We start from the raw sequence: 19,172 nt of genomic DNA on the forward strand, positions 1-19,172 counted from the left end.
TCCCTCAGCTTTCAGCAACGGCACGTTTACCTTCAGGCAGGTAGCTGCGCAGCATCTGGTCGATCACACGAGGGTTCTGGCCCGCCTGAATCGCCAGCAGGCCGTCAATCACCAGCGCCTGGTTGAGCGCTTCCTCGTCACGACGTACTTCCAGCTTGTCAGCCACCGGCAGCGCAAACATGTTGGCGATCATGGCGCCGTACAGGGTCGTCAGCAGGGCTACCGCCATTGCCGGACCGATCGATTTGGGGTCGGACATGTTGGACAGCATCTGCACCAGACCAACCAGCGTACCGATCATCCCCATCGCCGGCGCCACATCACCCATCGCCTTGAAGATTTTGGTGCCGAAATCGTGACGGTCATAGGTCAGGGCTGCCTCCTTTTTCAGCAGCTGCTTGACCACTTCCGGGTCATGTCCGTCCACCAGCAGCTGGATGCCACGCTGCATAAAGTCAGACGACACCTGCTTATCCTCCAGCGACAGCAGACCACCCTTACGCGCCGCATCGGCCAGATCGACGGTTTCGGCAATGATGTCTTCCGGGTTGACCGATTTGAACATGAACGCCTTGGCCATCACCTTACCGGCTGCCAGGAACTGTCCCAGGGTGAACTTCATCAGCACTACCAGCAAGGTACCGCCGAGGACGATCAAAATAGAGGGAGGGTTGACGAAAATACCGATATCGCCGCCCAGGACCATCGCCGCGATGATGATACCAAAGGCCCCGATAAGACCAACGAGGGTAGCCAGATCCACTGATCGCTCCTGAATAGATAATTCCGACCCAATTGACGCGCCAAAGCGAGGGCTCCGCCAGCCACGATGATACCAGAATGGAACAGGTGTTCATCCCATTTACCGGCTTTTTCCCGCTGCGGATTGACCCTCCTCACAGGGTTGGTTAACGTGAGCGGCCTATAGAGGACAGTGAACCGCCATGGCATCCAAACCCAAGACTCCCGACTTTGAACAGTCGCTGCAACAACTGGAAGGACTGGTCGAACAGCTCGAGCAGGGCGACCTGCCGATCGAAGAAGCGCTCAAGGCGTTCGAGCAGGGCATTCGCCTGACCCGCGACTGCCAAACCATCCTGCAGCAGGCCGAACAGAAGGTGCAACTGCTGACCGAGCAGGACGGCGAAATCCACGCCAGCGACTTCCCCGAACAGGGAGACCCCTTGACATGAGCAACCTTGCGCAGCTGTTGCAGCACTACCGTCAACGGGTCGAACAACAGCTTGATCAGCTGGTCACCACCGAGCTGAGCCTGGAACCCCGGCTGCAGCAGACCATGCGTCACGGCCTGCTCAATGGCGGCAAGCGCCTGCGCCCGGCACTGGTCTACCTGAGCCACAAACTCTGCAGCGGTGACGACGCCAACACGCTGACCGATCGGGCCGCCGTCGCCATCGAATGCATCCACAGCTACTCGCTGGTACACGACGACCTGCCGGCCATGGACGATGACGACCTGCGCCGCGGCCAGCCCACCTGCCATATTGCCTTTGACGAAGCCAGCGCCATCCTGGCCGGTGATGCGCTCCAGTGCCTGGCCTTCGAACACCTCAGCGAACCCTGTGAGGGGGTTTCCGCCGCCCTGCAGCTGCGCATGCTCAACCTCCTCGCCCGCGCCAGTGGCGAGCGCGGCATGGTCGCTGGCCAGGCGTTTGACCTGTCCCATGTGGACAAGCGGCTGACTCTGGAACAACTGCAGGCGATGCACGCCTGCAAGACCGGTGCGCTGATCACCGCCGCCGTTGAACTGGGCGTACTGTCCGCCGGTGAGGCCGGTGCCGACAAGCTTGAGCCACTGCGTCGCTATGGCGACCTGATCGGCCTCGCTTTCCAGATTCAGGACGACCTGCTCGATATCGAAGGCGACACCGCCACGCTGGGCAAGCCTCAAGGGTCCGACCTGGCGCAGAACAAGCCCACCTATCCGGCCCTGCTGGGCCTGGAAGGTGCCCGAGAGCGCCTGCACCAGCTGCATGACGAGGCCGTCGCCACCCTGCGCGGCTTCGGCCCGGCAGCCGATGACCTGATCGCGCTGACCGATTACATCGTAAACCGCGATCACTGAGATGTTTCACCAGATTCCAACTGCACGCCCGGCAACGCCATTGCTGGACCAGATCGATACTCCCCAGGACCTGCGTACCCTCTCACGCTCTCAGCTGCCGCAGCTGGCGCGGGAGCTGCGTGCCTTCCTGCTCTACTCGGTGGGTCAGACCGGCGGCCATTTCGGCGCCGGCCTCGGCGTGATCGAGTTGACCATTGCCCTGCATTACCTGCTGCAGACACCCGATGAGGACCTGGTCTGGGACGTAGGCCATCAGAGTTATCCACACAAGATACTGACCGGTCGCCGCGAGCAGATGCTGAGCATGCGCCAGAAGGATGGCCTGTCGCCCTTCCCCAAGCGCAGCGAAAGCCCGTTCGACACCTTCGGCACCGGCCATTCCAGCACTTCCATCTCGGCAGCGCTGGGCATGGCGCTGGCGCAACGACTGCAGGGGCACGACCGCCACACCGTGGCCGTGATCGGCGATGGCGCCATGACCGCCGGCATGGCGTTCGAGGCACTGCACCATGCCGCCCACACGGGCGCCAACCTGCTGGTTGTCCTGAATGACAACGACATGTCGATCTCGCGAAACGAGGGCGGCCTGGCCAGCTACCTGGCCCGCAACCTGAAAGACAACAGCGATAGCCCGGTCACCGCTGAGCTGTTCAAGGCGCTGGAACTGAGCTACACAGGTCCGGTGGACGGTCACAACTTCAGCCTGCTGTTGCCGGCGCTGGAGCAGGCACTGGCCCAGAAGGGGCCACGACTGCTGCACGTCATCACCCGCAAGGGCAAGGGCTTTGCGCCGGCGGAAGCGGACCCGGTCGGCTACCACGCACTGACCAAGCTGGAGCCACCCAGCAAAACACCCTCAGCCGCTACCCCCAAACGCCCCAAATACTGCAACGTCTTCGGCCGCTGGCTCTGTGACCGCGCGGCTGTGGATAACCGCCTGATCGGCATTACCCCGGCGATGCGCGAAGGTTCCGATCTGGTCGCCTTCTCCGAGCAGTTCCCGGAACGCTACTTCGATGTCGCCATCGCCGAGCAGCATGCTGCTACGCTGGCCGCCGGGTTCGCCTGTCGCGGCATGAAACCGGTGCTGGCGATCTACTCAACCTTCCTGCAACGCGCCTATGACCAGGTGGTCCACGACATCGCCACCCAGCGGCTTGATGTGCTGCTGGCCGTCGATCGCGCCGGGCTGGTCGGTGAGGACGGCGCTACCCATGCGGGCTGTTTCGACCTGGCCTTCCTGCGCTGTCTGCCCGATATGGTGTTGATGACCCCCGCCGATGAAGCGGAGCTGGAAACGATGCTGACGCTGGGCTACGAACATGCCGGGCCGGCGGCGGTACGTTACCCGCGCGGCAGTGCCGCCTTGCCCCGGGCGGGCCAGCAGACACCGCTGGTACTGGGAAAAAGCCGGACGCTGCGCCAGGGGCAACAAGTGGCGCTGCTTAACTTCGGCCCGTTACTGGATGCTGCCCAGCAGGTTGCCGAGGCTAATGATTACACGCTGGTCGACATGCGCTTCGTAAAACCGCTGGATGAAAACGTGATCAAGCAGATGGCTGCCAGCCATGAGTTGCTGGTCACACTTGAGGATCATGCGGTACAGGGGGGCGCCGGCTCGGCGGTGGTGGAGTACCTGCAAAGCGCAGGCCTGACGACGCCGGTGCTGATGCTGGGCATTCCGGATCGCTGGATCGCCCATGCCAGCCGCAGCGAACAGCTGGCCGAATGCGGGCTGGATGCTGCCGGCATCGAAGCCTCGATCCGGCAGCGGCTGGGATATTGACCGCCTGGGCTGTGAATAACGTAAGCGAGGCAGCTGATGCAAGCGGATCGCCGCCCGGGCGAAAATGGCCGAAAAAGCGGAGTTTATGCGTTATAAATGAGCATTTTGAGGCCATTTTCAACGCCGCAGCAGCAACGCAGCTAGTTATTCATCCTTGAAGTGGTGCTCGGTCATCATGTGTCCGAGCTTGCCCATCTTGGTCTGCAGATAGTCTTCGTTGTGGCGGTTCTTGCCTACCTGCAACGGTACCCGCTCGGCCACATTGACACCGTATTTCTCCAGTGCCGCCACCTTGCGCGGGTTGTTGGTCATCAACTTCACCGCGTTGATACCCAGATGCTCCAGCATCGGCTCGCACATGCTGTAGTCGCGCATGTCGGCGGCAAAGCCGAGACGCTCATTAGCTTCAACGGTATCGGCACCACCATCCTGCAGATGGTAGGCCTTGATCTTGTTCAGCAGGCCGATGCCACGCCCTTCCTGACGCAGGTAAAGCAATACACCCTTACCCTCTTCGGCGATCCGCTTGAGCGCTTCCTGCAGCTGAAAACCGCAGTCACAGCGCAGGCTGAACAGCGCATCACCGGTCAGACACTCGGAATGGATGCGGGCCAGTACCGGCTCATCACCGGCTACTTCACCGAACACCAGCGCGACGTGCTCCTTGCCGGTGGCGGGGTCTTCGAAGCCCACCATGGTAAAGACCCCCCAGGGGGTCGGAAGCCGCGAATCGGCTACATACTGTACTGACACCTTGTATCCTCTATCAGTATTCGTTTCCCGGGCGCCTGGCGGGTTATCCCCAGAACCAGAGCAGCCCCTGAAGTACCAACGCAGCGAATGCACCGGCCAGTACGTCATCAAGCATGATTCCCAGCCCGCCATGGACACGACGGTCGACCGGTCGGATCGGCCAGGGTTTCCAGATATCGAACAGGCGGAACAGGATAAAACCGAGCAGCGCCCAGATCCAGTCCACCGGTACCGCAATCATGGTAATCCAGTACCCGACAAACTCGTCCCAGACGATACCGCCGTGGTCATGGACACCCAGATCGCGTGATGTACGACCACAGAGCCAGATTCCGATCACAAAGGCGGCCAGCGTCAGCAGCAGGTATACCGGCAGGCTGGCTTGCGCCATCAGGTACCAGAGCGGCACCGCCGCCAGGGTGCCGAAAGTGCCCGGCGCCTTGGGTGCCGCACCGCTGCCCAGGCCAAAGGCCAGAAAATGAACGGGGTTGCGCCAGACCGATGCCGGTGCCTTGTTCATGTGGACTCCTTGAAATGATCATAGCCCCGCGCCAACCCTTCGATCAGTTGGCCAGAGCCATCCAGCACACGCAGTCCTGGCTCGGCAGTAATCCGGCCGACTTCCGTCAGCCTGATCCCCAGCCGATCCGCCTCGGCAAGACAGGCCGTTACCTGTTCGGCCGCAACACTGAGGCAAAGTTCGAAATCTTCGCCCCCGGACAACGCCCAGTCGGCGGCGTCCTGTGGATAAAGCCGACGCAGTGCTGCCGAACAGGGCACACGATCCCGTTCGACCTCGGCCCCGACACCTGATGCTTCCAGCAGGTGATTCAGGTCGGCCAGCAGGCCATCGGAGATATCCAGTCCGGCATGAACAAGGGGGCGCAGTCGCTGTGCCAGCATGACGCGGGGCTCGGGGCGGTGAAAGCGCTGCTGCAGGTAACGCACATCGGCATCAACCGGCCGCGGCTGCAGCAGGGTTTCCAGACCGCCACGACTGTCGCCCAGCGTACCAGACACCAGCACCCGATCCCCCACCTGAGCGCCACTGCGCAACAACGCCTGCCCCGCAGGGACAAAGCCATGTACCTGGGCACTGAGCGTCAGTGTGGCACCGCGAGTGGTATCACCACCGACCAGACTGATGCCCAGTTCGCAGGCACGCTCCGCCAGTGCCGCAGCAAAAGGCTCGACCCAGTCGGCATCGCCACGGGGCAGGGTCAACGCAAGCGTCAACCAGGCCGGCGTGGCAGCGGCCGCCGCAAGATCGCTGACCGCGGCCCCCAGTAGACGGGTCGCCACCTCCGCTGGCGGCGTACCGGGCAGAAAGTGGGTACCCTCGACCAGGGTGTCGATCGACACCACCAGCTGCTGCCCTGCAGGCACCTGCAGCACGGCACAGTCATCACCGATACCGGTCACCACGCCTGCGCCTTGCCGCGCCTGCATGAAGCAGCGGCGGATCAGCTCAAATTCGCCCACAACCAGCCGCTACAGCGCTCAGTTGCCGGAACGGCGCTCACGGATCTCGGCGGCACGGACCCGCTGGGCCAGCTTGTCGAGAATACCGTTGACGTACTTGTGACTCTCGGTGGCACCAAATACCTTGGCCAGTTCCACGCTTTCGTTGATCGCCACGCGATAGGGCACCTGCAGACGGTGGATCAGTTCATAGGCACCGATGCGCAGCACGCTCAGTTCCACCGGGTCCAGATCGTCCAGCGGGCGGTCCAGGAAGGGACGGAACGCCTCATCGAGATCACGGGTGCCACTGATGACACCACGCAGCAGTTCGGAGAACAGCTGCGTATCAGTGTTGCCCATATCGTTGTCGACACGGAACTGGGCTTCGATCTCGTGGGCACTCTGCCCGGCCAGAGACCACTGGTACAACGCCTGCAGCGCGAAGCTGCGGGCGTTGCGACGCCTTTCGGTCAGGTTGGGCTTGCCCTTCTTACGCGGAGTGGTGTCGCTCATGCTCAGACCTCAAGCTGACGCAGCAGGCTGACCATTTCCAGTGCAGACAGTGCAGCTTCGGCGCCCTTGTTACCAGCCTTGGTTCCGGAGCGTTCAATGGCTTGTTCGATGGAGTTCACGGTCAGAATGCCGTTGGCCACCGGTACGTCGTAGTCCATGGAGACCTGGGCCACGCCCTTGGAGCTCTCAGCGGAGACGTATTCGAAGTGCGGCGTGCCGCCACGGATCACGGCACCCAGGGCGATGATCGCATCGTCCTGCTTCTGCTGGGCGACACGCTTGACCGCCAGCGGGATCTCGAACGCGCCCGGCACACGGATCACGCGAATGTTTTCTTCATCCACACCGTGACGGGTCAGGGTGTCGATGGCGCCGTCCAGCAGGCTCTCAACCACGAACGCGTTGAAGCGGCCGACCACGATGGCGTATTTGCCGTTGGCGCTGACGAAGTCGCCTTCAAAAACTTGTACTGTCATAAGCTTGTCCATCAATCCTCGTAGGGGATGTACTCTTCGATTTCCAGATCAAAACCGGAAATCGCGTTGAATTTCATCGGCGAGCTGAGCAGGCGCATCTTGCGCACACCCAGATCACGCAGAATCTGTGAACCCGTGCCGACGGTCAGGTAGGCACCGGAGGCACTGACATTCACCTTGGAACGTTTTTCACTGGCGTTGAGCAGGCTGTCGACGGCCTCACCCAAGTCAACACGGCGACCACTGTCCAGCAGCAGCACCACGCCCTTGCCCTCGTCGGCCACACGCTCCAGCGCACGTCGCATGGTCCATTTCACTTCAGGACCTCGACGAACACCGACCACGTCGCGAAGGACCTCGGTACGTACATGCACACGCACCAGCGTGGCGTCATCCTCTGAAATATCGCCTTTCACCAGTGCCAGGTGAGTGCAGCCCTGAATCTCGTCGCGGTAGCTAACATAGCGGAACTCGCCAAACTCGGTCGGCAGTACACCCTCGTCGGTACGCTCAACGGTATGCTCGTTCATAGTACGGTAATGGATCAGGTCGGCGATGGTGCCGATCTTGATACCATGCTTGGCGGCAAACTTTTCCAGGTCTGGACGGCGCGCCATGCTGCCGTCTTCATTGATGATCTCGACGATCACCGATGCCGGCGAGAAGCCGGCCAGGCGCGCCATGTCACAACCCGCCTCGGTATGACCGGCACGGCTGAGTACGCCACCCGGCTGCGCCATCAGCGGGAAGATGTGACCCGGCTGAACGATATCTTCGGGCAGCGCATCAGCCTTGACCGCCGCGTGCACGGTTACGGCTCGGTCAGCCGCCGAGATACCGGTGGTCACGCCCTTGGCCGCTTCGATCGACAGGGTAAAGTTGGTCGAAAAGGCGGCGCCGTTGCTCTGCACCATCAACGGCAGCTTAAGCTGTTCGCAACGCTCGCGGGTCAGGGTCAGGCAGACCAGGCCACGTGCGTGGGTGATCATGAAGTTGATGTCTTCGGGACGCACGCACTGGGCGGCGATCACCAGGTCACCTTCGTTTTCGCGGTCCTCGTCATCCATCAGGATGACCATCTTGCCCTGGCGGATATCTTCGATCAGTTCTTCTGTGGTGTTCAGCTGCATAATCCTCTCCCGCCGCCTCAGCGACGCATGAATCCGTGGTTAGCCAGCAGCGCCAGAGTCACTCCGCCGGCATCGCCGTCGGTCGACTCTTCAGTCTGCGCTGCACCCATCAGGCGTTCCAGATAGCGGGCTATGATATCCACTTCCAGGTGCACCTGACGACCGGCCGTGTAACTGTCGATAATGGTTTCCTGTGCCGTATGCGGCACGATATTGAGCTCAAGGCAGTCGCCATCGAGGGCGTTCACCGTCAGGCTGACACCATCCACGGTGATCGAGCCCTTGGCGGCCACATAGCGCTGGATGGACGCCGGCATGCGCACTTTCAGCCGTACCGAACGGGCATCGTCACCGCGTGCGACGACCGTACCCAGAGCATCCACGTGGCCGGTGACGATATGACCACCGAAGCGGGTATCGGCCCGCATCGCCTTTTCCAGGTTGACCGCTTCACCAACGGCCAATGATTCGAACCGGGTATGCGCCAGTGTCTCCAGCGACACATCGGCGATGAAACCATCACCCGGCAGCTCCACTGCTGTCAGGCAGACGCCGTTGGTGGCGATACTGTCACCGAGCTTAACGTCACTCAGATCCAGCGCACCGGTGCGCACATAGAGGCGCATGTCACCGCCGATCAGGCGGATGTCGGCAATGCTGCCTACAGCTTCAATGATTCCGGTAAACATCAGTCAGTTTCCTGGTGGCAGCTCAGGGTCAAACGCAGGTCATCACCCAGCTGGCGCGTATCAGTTAGTTGCAGGCGGTACTGCTGGACCATCTGCTCCAGCGGCAGATTGAACAGCGGCCGCGCCGAGCTGCCCAACAGCGTTGGCGCCATGTAGAGTACCAGTTCATCGACCAGTCCTGCACGCAGCGCCGCACCCGCCAGTGTCGCACCGCATTCAATCAGCAGCTCGTTACACTGGGCGTGTTCCGCCAGCCAGGGCAATAGGGCCGAAAGGTTCACACGACCATCCGCACCCGGCAACGACAATACCCGCGCACCGGTAGCGCTCAGCGCAATCGCGCTCGGTTCATTGTCGGCGCGGCTGGTCGCCACCAGCGTACTGCCCGGCAGGCTCAGCATGGCGGTAGACGCCGGCAGACGCAACTGGCTATCAACCACGACGCGCAACGGCTGAGTTGCCGCCGCCAGTGCCGCCTGTTCATCCGGCAGGCCCAGCTCGGCGGCCCGCACGGTCAGCGACGCGTTGTCGATCAACACCGTGTCCACGCCGGTCAGCACGGCGGAACTGCGCGCCCGCAGGCGCTGCACATCCGCCCGTGCGGCGGAACCGGTGATCCATTGTGACTCGCCGCTCTGCATGGCGGTACGCCCATCCAGACTAGACGCCAGCTTGAGCCGGGTATAGGGTCGCCCCCGCTCCATGCGGCTGATGAAGCCGGGGTTCAGTGCCCGCGCTTCGCTTTCCAGCAGCCCGGAAGCGGTTTCGATACCGGCCTCCTGCAACCGTGCCAGGCCACGCCCCGCCACCAGTGGATTGGGGTCCTGCATGGCACAGATCACCCGGGCCACGCCGGCCTTGACCAGCGCCTCGGCACACGGCGGCGTTTTGCCGTGATGGCTGCAGGGTTCCAGGGTTACGTAGGCGGTAGCACCGCAGGCATGATCACCGGCGGCTCGCAACGCATGCACTTCGGCATGAGGTTCACCCGCCTTGAGGTGAGCGCCTTCGCCCACCAGCTGGTCATCACGTACGATAACGCAGCCGACACGCGGGTTGGGGTCGGTGGTGTAGAGTCCCTGACGGGCCAGACGAATGGCACGCGCCATCCATTGGTGATCCTGAGCGCTGAAGCTGGTCGTCATGTCACTTGACCTCCCCTTCACCGCCGCTCGGACTGGAAAGCCGCTCGATCTCCTCGCGGAACTCCTTGATATCCTGGAAACTGCGATAGACCGAGGCAAAACGCACATAAGCCACTTCATCAAGCTTGCGCAGCTCGGCCATCACCGCTTCGCCCACTTCTCTGGACGGCAGTTCACGTTCGCCGGTGGCGCGCAGGCGTTGCTTGATGCGGGTGATACAGGCTTCGATCTCTTCGATGCTGACTGGACGCTTTTCCAGCGCACGCAGGATACCGGCGCGCAACTTGTCCTCATCGAAGGGCTGACGGCTGCCGTCGTTCTTGATCACACGCGGCATCAGCAGTTCAGCAGTTTCGTAGGTGGTAAAACGCTCATGGCAGCTGATGCACTCACGTCGACGCCGGACCTGCTGGCCTTCGGCGACCAGCCGGGAGTCGACTACTTTGGTCTCATGGGTGCCACAAAACGGACAGTGCATGCATGCCTCAGCTTAAAGAGCGTATTTCGGAAGCGGGCTCAGAAGGAACACCTCCCGAAGGAAATTCCTGGGCAAAAGCCCTGATAAAAAAAGGGCGGCCGCAGCCGCCCCGGCTATTCTACCGGCTTACTTGTAAACCGGGAAGCGAGCGCAGATCTCTTTAACCTGCTCTTTGACGCGAGCGATGATCTCGTCGTTCTCGATATCGTCGAGGATATCGCAGATCCAGTTCGCCAGCTGAGCCACTTCCTCTTCCTTGAAGCCGCGACGGGTCACGGCCGGAGTACCGATACGCAGACCAGAGGTCACGAACGGAGAACGCGGGTCGTTCGGTACGGAGTTCTTGTTCACGGTGATGTTGGCGCGGCCCAGAGCAGCGTCCGCATCCTTACCGGTGATGTCCTTGTTGATCAGGTCAACCAGGAACAGGTGGTCTTCAGTACCACCGGATACGATGTTGATGCCGCGATCCAGGAACACCTTGGCCATGGCCTGAGCGTTCTTCACGACCTGGGCCTGGTACTCTTTCCACTCCGGCTCCATCGCTTCCTTGAAGCAGACAGCCTTTGCAGCGATAACGTGCATCAGCGGGCCGCCCTGAGACTCCGGAAATACCGCAAAGTTCAGCTTCTTCTGCAGGTCTTCATCCGCATTGGCAGACAGGATCAGACCGCCACGCGGACCACCCAGGGTCTTGTGAGTGGTAGTGGTAACCACATCAGCGAAGGGCAGCGGAGTCGGGTACACGCCTGCCGCAACCAGACCGGCGATGTGCGCCATGTCGACGAACAGGTAAGCGCCAACCTTGTCAGCGATCTCGCGGAAACGCGCCCAGTCAACGATCTGGGAGTAGGCAGAGAAGCCGGCCACGATCATCTTCGGCTTGTTCTCAACCGCCAGACGCTCAACTTCGTCGTAGTCGATAGCACCGGTTTCCGGGTTCAGACCGTACTGAACGGCCTTGTAGATACGACCGGAGAAGGAAACAGCCGCACCGTGAGTCAGGTGACCGCCGTGCGCCAGACTCATGCCCAGAACAGTATCGCCCGGCTGGCACAGTGCCATGTAAACAGCGGCATTGGCCTGGGAACCGGAGTGTGGCTGGACGTTGGCGTAAGTAGCGCCGAACAGTTCCTTGGCACGCTCGATCGCCAGCTCTTCAACCACGTCGACGTACTCGCAACCACCGTAGTAACGCTTGTGCGGATAGCCTTCGGCGTACTTGTTGGTCAGGACAGAACCCTGGGCTTCCATCACGCGCGGGCTGGTGTAGTTTTCAGACGCGATCAGTTCGATGTGCTCTTCCTGACGAGTCGCTTCGGACTGCATCGCAGACCACAGATCCGCATCATAACTGGCGATAGACATATCTTTGCTAAACATTGCTGTCCCCTGAAGTTGCAAAAATAGCGGCAAAGTTGGTGCAGGTAGTGACGGACTGACCTGTAGCTGCCTTGAAAAAGAGGCGCATTATAGTCTAAAAATCGTACGGAAGGCACATGAAAAGGGGTCAGTCCATTACGCAAAAGATTCATTTTGGTGCAGAAGCAGACCTCGCGGCAGCTTGGACGGTTGCTTCGCCCGCAAAGCGCGGCTCTCACAACCGAGTCCCAGCAAAGCCAAGTATTAGACCGGCCGCGACATACCCCCTCTGACGCTGCCAGCAACCACCTCACCCTGTAGAAGTAAAAGGCCGGTCCCTGGCCGAAGGGTCGCTCAATCGATACTGATATTAACGCCCTGCTCCGCTTCAGCGGGCTTTTTCGGCAGCGTAATCGCCAGCACACCGTCCTCAAAAGCAGCCTTAACCGCCTGGGCATCCACGTCGGAGCCCACCGACAGCTGGCGGATAAAGTGTCCCACATGGCGCTCCTGCCGGATCAGCTTGCCATCCTTTTCTTCCTTGTCTTCCTTGCGGGTTTCGCCTTTCACGGTCAGCACACCGTTATCAAGCGAGATCTGGATGTCTTCCTTCTTCACGCCCGGCATATCCACATTGACCTTGTAGGCCGTGTCGGTCTCATGCACATCGATCGCCGGCACCCGATCGCCGTTGGAGCGCGTTGTCAGCGGGCGGAAGAAGTCGTTGAGAAAAGTGTCATCGAACAGACTGTTGAAACGGGTCAGATTTTTACTCATCACAATTCCCCTCCATATTGGGTGAATCATTGACCAGAAACACTGCTGGCCGAGTGACCAGTCGTCATGAGTGTAGGCCGAGCCACGCGCTCCTGCCATTTTTCCGCCCTGATCCAGAGCAAATGGCTTTCCCCCGGCGCCGGAGGTAGAATCTGGCTGTTTTTTAACCCCAAGGGACCTCGAAAAACCGTCGTGAGCGAGTCAGAGGCAAGGCGCCCGCGAGCAGGAACCGCAGTGTATTGGGTATACATAAGGATTCTGACCGGGCTGGCGCGCCAGTGCTGCGCAGCGCCGCCGCTGATTCGCGCAGCAGGTTTTGCGTGGTGCCCGCCAAGCATACAGGCATATTGATGGCTCAGTACGTTTACACGATGAACCGCGTGGGCAAGGTGGTACCGCCCAAGCGTGAAATCCTCAAGGATATCTCCCTGTCATTCTTCCCCGGCGCCAAGATCGGTGTGCTGGGTCTGAACGGTGCCGGCAAATCCACCCTGCTGCGCATCATGGCGGGCGTCGACAAGGACTACACCGGCGAAGCGCGCCCCATGCCCAACATGAAAGTGGGCTACCTGCCGCAGGAGCCGGAACTGGACGACAGCAAGACCGTGCGTGAGGTCATCGAGGAAGCGGTATCCGACGTCAAGGACGCGCTGGCCGAGCTGGACCAGGTCTATGCCGCCTACGCTGATCCCGATGCCGACTTCGATGCGCTGGCCAAACAGCAGGCCGAGCTGGAAAACCTGATCACCGCCAAGGACGGTCATAACCTGGATCAGGCACTGGAGCGCGCCGCCGACGCCATGCGTCTGCCGCCCTGGGATGCCAAGGTTGAACACCTGTCCGGTGGTGAGCGCCGCCGCGTCGCCCTGTGCCGCCTGCTGCTGGATCACCCGGACATGCTGCTGCTGGACGAGCCGACCAACCACCTGGACGCCGAGTCCATCGCCTGGATCGAGCGTTTCCTGCAGGAATACCCGGGTACCGTGGTGGCGATCACCCACGACCGTTACTTCCTCGACAACGCCGCCGGCTGGATTCTGGAACTGGACCGCGGCCACGGCATCCCCTGGGAAGGCAACTACTCCAGCTGGCTGGAGCAGAAGGAAGCCCGCCTGGAACAGGAAGCCAAGTCTGAAGCGGCTCACCGCAAGGCGATGAAGTCCGAGCTGGAATGGGTGCGCCAGGGCGCCAAGGGTCGTCAGACCAAGTCCAAGGCGCGTCTGAAGGCGTTCGAGGAGATGAACTCCCGCGAGTTCCAGCAGCGCAACGAGACCCAGGAGATCTACATTCCGCCGGGTCCGCGCCTGGGCGACAAGGTGATCGAGTTGCACAATGTCACCAAGTCCTACGATGACAAGCTGCTGTTCGAGAACCTGAACTTTGCCATCCCGCCAGGTGCGATCGTCGGCATCATCGGCCCCAACGGTGCCGGCAAGTCCACCCTGTTCCGCATGCTGACCGGGGAAGAGAAACCTGATTCCGGCGAGATCGAGATCGGCTCCACCGTGCAGCTGGCGTACGTGAACCAGTCCCGTGAGCTGAACGGCAACAACACCGTGTTCCAGGAAATTTCCGACGGTCAGGACATCATTACCGTGGGCAACTTCCAGACCCCGGCCCGCGCCTACTGTGGTCGTTTCAACTTCAAGGGCTCTGACCAGCAGAAGTTCGTCAAAGATCTGTCCGGTGGTGAACGCAACCGACTGCACATGGCCAAGCTGTTGAAGGAAGGCGGCAACGTGCTGCTGCTCGACGAGCCGACCAACGACCTGGACATCGAAACACTGCGTGCGCTGGAAGAAGCGCTGCTGGCGTTCCCGGGCTGCGCCGTGGTGATCTCGCACGACCGCTGGTTCCTCGACCGTATCTGTACGCACATCATTGCGTATGAAGGGGACTCCAACGTGGAGTTCTTCGAAGGCAACTACACCGAGTACGCCGAGGACTACAAGCGCCGTTACGGCAAGGACCATCAGCCGGAGCGGATCAAGTACCGCCGCATGAGCTGAGCCTTGGGCTGAGTGTCAGGCCGCCTTCGGGCGGCCTTTTCGTTTCAGCGCCTCAGGCAGCCCGATCCTGCTCCAGCTCCGCCAGACAGTGACGATCCCGCCCCGCATCCTTGGCGCGGTACAACGCCTCATCCGCCCGCTGCAGCAGACCTGTATGGTCCTCACCAGCCTGCAGAACCGCGATACCGATACTGGTAGTAAAGCTCACCTCATCCCCTGTGGGAACCTGCAAGCGGGTTTCATGGCAGGCCGCACGAATGGTACCCGCCAGCTCACTTGCCTGAGTACAGTCCATGCCCGGCAGAATCAGCAGAAACTCCTCGCCCCCAAAACGCCCGGCCAGATCCTCCTTGCGCCTGGCCTGCTGACGCAGAATGCGGGCAAACTGCTTGAGCACGATATCCCCGGCGGCATGACCATACTGATCATTGAACCCCTTGAACTTGTCCAGATCGAACATCATCACCGCCAAGGGGTCTCCCTGGCTGCGCGCCACCTTGATATCTTCATCCAGCTGCTCCATCACCTGGCGCCGGTTGGCCAGGCCGGTCAGCGGATCACGTGTCGCCTGACGATAGAGGACCAGCAGCAGATTGAGCTGATTTACCGATGCCCAGCCGGCAATACAGCCCAGCAGCGCCAGCAGCCAAAGATCGTTGAGCGCCCCGACCTGACCGAAACTGCCCAGCCAGAGCTGGGTGACCAGCTCAACCAGCACCACAAACAGGGTAAAGCCCAACACTTCCAGCACCGTCAGCGGGAAAATCGCCAGCATGGTGATGATCATGAAGGGGAAGAAAGCGTAGCCGGCAACACTGCTCTGATAGCCGTGATGCTCCAGAATCAGTGTACTGCCGGTCTGAAACAGGGTCAGCACCAGCACCAGCAACAGCAGCCGGATCAATGACACCTCAAGGCGATAGGGCTGTGCCGCCCAGATCCCGAGTACCAGACAGCCTGCGCTGGTGGCCAGGCGGGCATAGGCGATGGTGGTACTGACTTCGGTGGGCAACAGCCACCAGTCGATCAGGATCCAGGCACTTTGCAGCACCATCAGCAACCAGGCGATCATCCGCACCCGGGTAAACAGATGGTAACTGCGCGTATGGTTGAAGTAGCGAGAGTGCCGCCCTGCCACCAGCAGATCAGTCATGACGTCCCACATGTCGCGCCTCTGTTGGTTGAAAAAGAATCAAACCGACTAGACTAGGCCAACTAAGGTCGAGCCTATATTGATCTGGCGCACTCTGTCTCCACAATCAGACTGTGGTGTAATACCATCAGGTTAACCCGGCAGAACCATCAGGAGCCCGAACGTGAACAATTCCCAGGAACGGCGACGTTTTACCCGCATCCCCTTCGATGCCGAGTGCGAGCTGCACAGTGACAAGGGCACAGCTGTTGTCCAGCTGATCGACATTTCGCTGCGCGGCACCCTGGTGGAGTCCCAACGCCCACTGCCGATCGAGGCCGGTGACGAGGCCCGGCTGCACCTCTACCTGGCCAATGACATTCTGATCGAGATTCCGGCCATCCTCCGACATGCGGACCCACCTCTGTACGGTTTCGCCGCCGCCGGCATGGAGATCGACAGCATCACCCACCTGCGTCGCCTGATCGAACTGAACCTGGGTGACGAGACACTGCTCGAACGCGAACTGGAACAGCTGATCGACGGCTGAACCCGTCCGAGCCACCCTAGATCGCATCCAGCGCTTCGGACAGCGTCTTGACGCCGACGACCTTCATGCCGGGCACAGGCTCGCGCGGCACGTTGGCGATCGGCACGATGGCGCGCTTGAAGCCGTGCTTGGACGCCTCGCGAATGCGCTCCTGACCGTTGGGTACCGGGCGGATTTCACCAGACAGTCCCACCTCGCCAAACACCATCAACTCCTGTGACAGCGCCAGGTTGCGGAAACTGGACACCACCGCGAGCAGCAGCGCCAGGTCGGCACTGGTTTCCAGCACCTTGACGCCACCGACCACATTGACGAACACATCCTGGTCACCGGTCATCAGGCCGCCATGGCGGTTGAGCACCGCCAGCAGCATCGCCAGCCGGTTCTGCTCCAGCCCCACCGCCACCCGGCGCGGATTGGACAGATGCGACTCGTCGACCAGCGCCTGCAACTCGACCAGCAGCGGGCGAGTACCCTCCCAGACCACCATCACCACGCTGCCGGGACTGGGTTCGCTGCCGCGACTAAGGAAGATGGAACTGGGGTTTTTCACTTCCTTGAGGCCGTTCTCCAGCATAGCGAACACGCCCAGCTCGTTGACCGCGCCGAAGCGGTTCTTGTGGCTGCGCAGCGTGCGGAATCGGCTGTCGGAGGAACCTTCCAGCTGCAGCGAACAGTCGATCATGTGCTCCAGCACCTTGGGACCGGCCAGGGAGCCGTCCTTGGTCACATGGCCGACCAAAAACAGCACCGTACCGGTCTGCTTGGCAAAGCGAGTCAGAAACGCCGCACTCTCGCGCACCTGAGACACCGAGCCTGGGGCCGACTGCACATCGGTCACATGCATCACCTGGATTGAATCGATCACGATCACTTTTGGCCTCAGCTCGTTCGCCAGGTCGCAAATGGTCTCGACCGCGGTTTCCGAAAGCATCTGCAGCTGATCGGCCTTAAGGCCCAGACGCGACGCGCGCATCGCCACCTGCTGCAACGATTCCTCACCGGTGATGTACAGCGCCGGCATCTGCGCCGCCAGATGGCACATGGTCTGCAGCAACAGGGTACTCTTGCCGGCACCGGGATGGCCGCCGATCAGCACCGCCGAGCCCGGCACCAGACCACCGCCCAGTACTCGGTCCAGTTCTGCACTGCCGCTGGAGAAGCGCGGCATCTCTTCCAGCGCCACCTCACTGAGGCTGACCACTTTTTTCTGTGCCCCCGCACCGCCGGCATAGCCCTCGAAGCGCGCACTGCGCACGCCACCGGCATCAGAACCCAGACGTACTTCGGTGATCGTGTTCCACGCCCCACAGGCACTGCACTGCCCCTGCCACTTGCGGTAATCAGCGCCACAATCGTTGCAGACAAAGGCGGTTTTGGTTTTGGCCATCGGGGTGCCTCCTGGAGGATTAGGGTTTACACTGAGCGACTGTTTGCACAGCCCAATTGTATCAAGCGGCCGCCGCCCGGGTCAGCCTGGGCCCCAAAGATGCTGCCGCCCCGATCAAGCCAACAAGGAAAAACCAATAATGAAACTGGAAACACTTGCTCTGCATGCCGGCTACGAAACCGACCCGACCACCAAATCGGCAGCCGTGCCAATCTACCAGACCACGTCCTATACCTTCGACGACGCTCAGCACGGAGCTGATCTGTTCGATCTCAAGGTGCCGGGCAATATCTACACCCGCATCATGAACCCGACCACCGACGTGCTGGAAAAGCGCGTGGCGGCGATGGAAGGCGGCGTGGCGGCACTGGCGGTAGCCTCCGGCATGGCCGCGATCACGTACACCATCCAGACACTGGCCGAGGCCGGCGACAACATCATCTCCACCAGCGAGCTGTACGGCGGCACCTACAACCTGTTCGCCCACACCCTGCCGCGCCAGGGCCTGGAAGTGCGCTTCGTACAGAAAGATGACTTCGCCGCCATCGAGAGCAAGATCGATGCACGCACCAAGGCGATCTACTGTGAATCCGTGGGCAACCCGTCCGGCGGCATCGCCGATATCGAGAAGCTGGCCGAGATTGCCCACCGTCACGGTGTGCCGCTGGTTGTGGATAACACCGTACCCAGCCCGTCGCTGTGGCGCCCGATCGAGCAGGGTGCCGACATCATCGTCACCGCCGCCACCAAATATATCGGCGGCCACGGCACTACCATCGGCGGTCTGATCATCGATTCCGGCAACTTCCCCTGGGCCGAGAACAAGGAGCGCTTCCCGCTGCTCAACGAACCGGATGTGTCCTACCACGGCGTGGTCTACACCGAAGCCTTCGGCCCGGCCGCCTTCATCGGTCGCGCCCGCGTAGTGCCGCTGCGCAACATGGGGGCCGCCCTGTCCCCGATGAACGCTTTCATGCTGCTGCAGGGCCTGGAAACCCTGTCGCTGCGCATGGAACGAATCTGCGACAACACGCAGAAAATCGCCGAGTACCTGGAAAACCACCCGGAAGTTACCTGGGTCAACTACGCCGGTCTGGAAAGCCACAAGGATCACGCCCTGGCCAAGAAATACATGAACGGTCAGGCGTCCGGCATTCTCAGCTTCGGTCTCAAGTCCGGTCGCGAAGGCACACGCAAGTTCTATGATGCGCTGCAGATCTTCCTGCGTCTGGTGAACATCGGTGACTGCAAGTCGCTGGCCTCCATCCCGGCCGAAACCACCCACCGCCAGCTCAACGACGAAGAGCTGAAATCGGCCGGCGTATCGCCGGAGATGGTGCGCCTGTCGATCGGGATCGAGCACATTGACGACCTGATCGCCGACCTGGACCAGGCGCTGGCACAGAGCATCAGCTAAGACCCGAGCGCATCG

20 protein-coding genes are annotated in these 19,172 nt (G+C 61.2%); 6 read left to right on the top strand and 14 right to left on the bottom strand.

What is annotated here, in order from left to right; translation table 11 throughout:
* Positions 1-4: 4 nt before the first annotated feature.
* Positions 5-763 carry a flagellar motor protein PomA gene (pomA, locus tag ABD013_RS13075; protein ID WP_343806572.1) on the bottom strand — a complete coding sequence of 253 codons (759 nt, stop codon included), beginning with the start codon at positions 761-763 and terminating at the stop codon, positions 5-7.
* Positions 764-944: 181 nt separating this feature from the next.
* Here pomA and ABD013_RS13080 point away from each other — a divergent pair, with 181 nt between their 5' ends.
* Genes ABD013_RS13080 through dxs form a run of 3 tightly spaced genes read left to right on the top strand, consistent with a single transcriptional unit; the run spans position 945 to position 3,872 of the window.
* Positions 945-1,193, top strand: coding sequence for an exodeoxyribonuclease VII small subunit (locus tag ABD013_RS13080; protein ID WP_343806574.1), 249 nt, complete (start codon positions 945-947; stop codon positions 1,191-1,193).
* Positions 1,190-2,086, top strand: coding sequence for a polyprenyl synthetase family protein (locus ABD013_RS13085; RefSeq protein ID WP_343806576.1), 897 nt, complete (start codon positions 1,190-1,192; stop codon positions 2,084-2,086). The genes ABD013_RS13080 and ABD013_RS13085 overlap by 4 nt, the downstream gene beginning before the upstream one ends.
* A 1-nt stretch (position 2,087) precedes the next feature.
* Positions 2,088-3,872: a 1-deoxy-D-xylulose-5-phosphate synthase gene (gene dxs / locus ABD013_RS13090; RefSeq protein WP_343806578.1), complete on the top strand. Its 1,785-nt coding sequence runs from the start codon at positions 2,088-2,090 to the stop codon at positions 3,870-3,872.
* Between the two features lie 144 nt (positions 3,873-4,016).
* Here the strand turns inward: dxs and ribA are convergent, their stop codons facing one another.
* From ribA to ABD013_RS13145, 11 genes are all read right to left on the bottom strand, one after another.
* On the bottom strand, positions 4,017-4,625 hold the full coding sequence (gene ribA, locus ABD013_RS13095) for a GTP cyclohydrolase II (RefSeq protein ID WP_343806580.1): 609 nt from the start codon (positions 4,623-4,625) through the stop codon (positions 4,017-4,019).
* Between the two features lie 43 nt (positions 4,626-4,668).
* Complete coding sequence (locus ABD013_RS13100; protein ID WP_343806582.1) at positions 4,669-5,145, bottom strand: phosphatidylglycerophosphatase A family protein; 477 nt, start codon at positions 5,143-5,145, stop codon at positions 4,669-4,671.
* Positions 5,142-6,107 carry a thiamine-phosphate kinase gene (thiL, locus tag ABD013_RS13105; protein ID WP_343806584.1) on the bottom strand — a complete coding sequence of 322 codons (966 nt, stop codon included), beginning with the start codon at positions 6,105-6,107 and terminating at the stop codon, positions 5,142-5,144. Before thiL ends, ABD013_RS13100 begins: the two co-directional genes overlap by 4 nt.
* Positions 6,108-6,125: 18 nt before the next feature.
* Positions 6,126-6,602: a transcription antitermination factor NusB gene (gene nusB, locus ABD013_RS13110; protein ID WP_343806586.1), complete on the bottom strand. Its 477-nt coding sequence runs from the start codon at positions 6,600-6,602 to the stop codon at positions 6,126-6,128.
* Positions 6,603-6,604: 2 nt separating this feature from the next.
* Positions 6,605-7,078: a 6,7-dimethyl-8-ribityllumazine synthase gene (gene ribH / locus ABD013_RS13115; protein ID WP_343806588.1), complete on the bottom strand. Its 474-nt coding sequence runs from the start codon at positions 7,076-7,078 to the stop codon at positions 6,605-6,607.
* An 11-nt stretch (positions 7,079-7,089) separates the two neighbouring features.
* Positions 7,090-8,208, bottom strand: coding sequence for a bifunctional 3,4-dihydroxy-2-butanone-4-phosphate synthase/GTP cyclohydrolase II (gene ribBA, locus ABD013_RS13120; RefSeq protein ID WP_343806590.1), 1,119 nt, complete (start codon positions 8,206-8,208; stop codon positions 7,090-7,092).
* Positions 8,209-8,225: 17 nt separating this feature from the next.
* A complete protein-coding gene (locus tag ABD013_RS13125; RefSeq protein WP_343806592.1) occupies positions 8,226-8,897 on the bottom strand; it encodes a riboflavin synthase in 672 nt (223 codons plus the stop codon).
* Complete coding sequence (gene ribD / locus ABD013_RS13130) at positions 8,897-10,042, bottom strand: bifunctional diaminohydroxyphosphoribosylaminopyrimidine deaminase/5-amino-6-(5-phosphoribosylamino)uracil reductase RibD (protein ID WP_343806594.1); 1,146 nt, start codon at positions 10,040-10,042, stop codon at positions 8,897-8,899. Before ribD ends, ABD013_RS13125 begins: the two co-directional genes overlap by 1 nt.
* 1 nt (position 10,043) lies before the next feature.
* Complete coding sequence (nrdR, locus tag ABD013_RS13135; RefSeq protein WP_343806596.1) at positions 10,044-10,520, bottom strand: transcriptional regulator NrdR; 477 nt, start codon at positions 10,518-10,520, stop codon at positions 10,044-10,046.
* Positions 10,521-10,646: 126 nt separating this feature from the next.
* Complete coding sequence (gene glyA / locus ABD013_RS13140; RefSeq protein WP_343806598.1) at positions 10,647-11,903, bottom strand: serine hydroxymethyltransferase; 1,257 nt, start codon at positions 11,901-11,903, stop codon at positions 10,647-10,649.
* Positions 11,904-12,236: 333 nt separating this feature from the next.
* On the bottom strand, positions 12,237-12,659 hold the full coding sequence (locus ABD013_RS13145; RefSeq protein WP_343806600.1) for an Hsp20/alpha crystallin family protein: 423 nt from the start codon (positions 12,657-12,659) through the stop codon (positions 12,237-12,239).
* A gap of 350 nt (positions 12,660-13,009) precedes the next feature.
* On the opposite strand from ABD013_RS13145, the gene ettA reads away from it, so the two are divergent.
* The gene (gene ettA, locus ABD013_RS13150) at positions 13,010-14,668 is read left to right on the top strand and encodes an energy-dependent translational throttle protein EttA (protein WP_343806602.1); all 1,659 of its coding nucleotides are present in this window, start codon (positions 13,010-13,012) and stop codon (positions 14,666-14,668) included.
* A 52-nt stretch (positions 14,669-14,720) separates the two neighbouring features.
* Here ettA and ABD013_RS13155 read toward each other — a convergent pair whose 3' ends face one another.
* Positions 14,721-15,821 carry a GGDEF domain-containing protein gene (locus ABD013_RS13155; protein ID WP_343806604.1) on the bottom strand — a complete coding sequence of 367 codons (1,101 nt, stop codon included), beginning with the start codon at positions 15,819-15,821 and terminating at the stop codon, positions 14,721-14,723.
* A gap of 163 nt (positions 15,822-15,984) precedes the next feature.
* Here ABD013_RS13155 and ABD013_RS13160 point away from each other — a divergent pair, with 163 nt between their 5' ends.
* Complete coding sequence (locus ABD013_RS13160; protein WP_343806607.1) at positions 15,985-16,350, top strand: PilZ domain-containing protein; 366 nt, start codon at positions 15,985-15,987, stop codon at positions 16,348-16,350.
* 16 nt (positions 16,351-16,366) lie between these two features.
* Here ABD013_RS13160 and radA read toward each other — a convergent pair whose 3' ends face one another.
* Entirely contained in the window at positions 16,367-17,740 is a 1,374-nt protein-coding gene (gene radA / locus ABD013_RS13165) for a DNA repair protein RadA (protein ID WP_343806609.1), read from the bottom strand.
* Between the two features lie 139 nt (positions 17,741-17,879).
* Between radA and ABD013_RS13170 the strand changes: the two genes are divergently transcribed.
* Positions 17,880-19,157, top strand: a complete 1,278-nt coding sequence (locus ABD013_RS13170) for an O-acetylhomoserine aminocarboxypropyltransferase/cysteine synthase family protein (RefSeq protein WP_343806611.1) — start codon at positions 17,880-17,882, stop codon at positions 19,155-19,157.
* Positions 19,158-19,172: the final 15 nt, after the last annotated feature.

This window comes from Marinobacterium maritimum, assembly GCF_039523155.1.
Taxonomy (GTDB): Bacteria; Pseudomonadota; Gammaproteobacteria; order Pseudomonadales; family Balneatricaceae; genus Marinobacterium; species Marinobacterium maritimum.

Bases quoted from the DNA above. Each gene is read 5' to 3' on its own strand.
- ABD013_RS13170 (WP_343806611.1), top strand. From the start codon at position 17,880: ATGAAACTGGAAACACTTGCTCTGCATGCCGGCTACGAAACCGACCCG.
- ribH (WP_343806588.1), bottom strand. From the start codon at position 7,078: ATGACAGTACAAGTTTTTGAAGGCGACTTCGTCAGCGCCAACGGCAAA.
- ABD013_RS13145 (WP_343806600.1), bottom strand. From the start codon at position 12,659: ATGAGTAAAAATCTGACCCGTTTCAACAGTCTGTTCGATGACACTTTT.
- ABD013_RS13125 (WP_343806592.1), bottom strand. From the start codon at position 8,897: ATGTTTACCGGAATCATTGAAGCTGTAGGCAGCATTGCCGACATCCGC.
- dxs (WP_343806578.1), top strand. From the start codon at position 2,088: ATGTTTCACCAGATTCCAACTGCACGCCCGGCAACGCCATTGCTGGAC.
- nrdR (WP_343806596.1), bottom strand. From the start codon at position 10,520: ATGCACTGTCCGTTTTGTGGCACCCATGAGACCAAAGTAGTCGACTCC.
- ABD013_RS13080 (WP_343806574.1), top strand. From the start codon at position 945: ATGGCATCCAAACCCAAGACTCCCGACTTTGAACAGTCGCTGCAACAA.
- ABD013_RS13085 (WP_343806576.1), top strand. From the start codon at position 1,190: ATGAGCAACCTTGCGCAGCTGTTGCAGCACTACCGTCAACGGGTCGAA.
- radA (WP_343806609.1), bottom strand. From the start codon at position 17,740: ATGGCCAAAACCAAAACCGCCTTTGTCTGCAACGATTGTGGCGCTGAT.
- ribBA (WP_343806590.1), bottom strand. From the start codon at position 8,208: ATGCAGCTGAACACCACAGAAGAACTGATCGAAGATATCCGCCAGGGC.
- ribD (WP_343806594.1), bottom strand. From the start codon at position 10,042: ATGACGACCAGCTTCAGCGCTCAGGATCACCAATGGATGGCGCGTGCC.
- ABD013_RS13155 (WP_343806604.1), bottom strand. From the start codon at position 15,821: ATGACTGATCTGCTGGTGGCAGGGCGGCACTCTCGCTACTTCAACCAT.
- glyA (WP_343806598.1), bottom strand. From the start codon at position 11,903: ATGTTTAGCAAAGATATGTCTATCGCCAGTTATGATGCGGATCTGTGG.
- ettA (WP_343806602.1), top strand. From the start codon at position 13,010: ATGGCTCAGTACGTTTACACGATGAACCGCGTGGGCAAGGTGGTACCG.
- ABD013_RS13100 (WP_343806582.1), bottom strand. From the start codon at position 5,145: ATGAACAAGGCACCGGCATCGGTCTGGCGCAACCCCGTTCATTTTCTG.
- nusB (WP_343806586.1), bottom strand. From the start codon at position 6,602: ATGAGCGACACCACTCCGCGTAAGAAGGGCAAGCCCAACCTGACCGAA.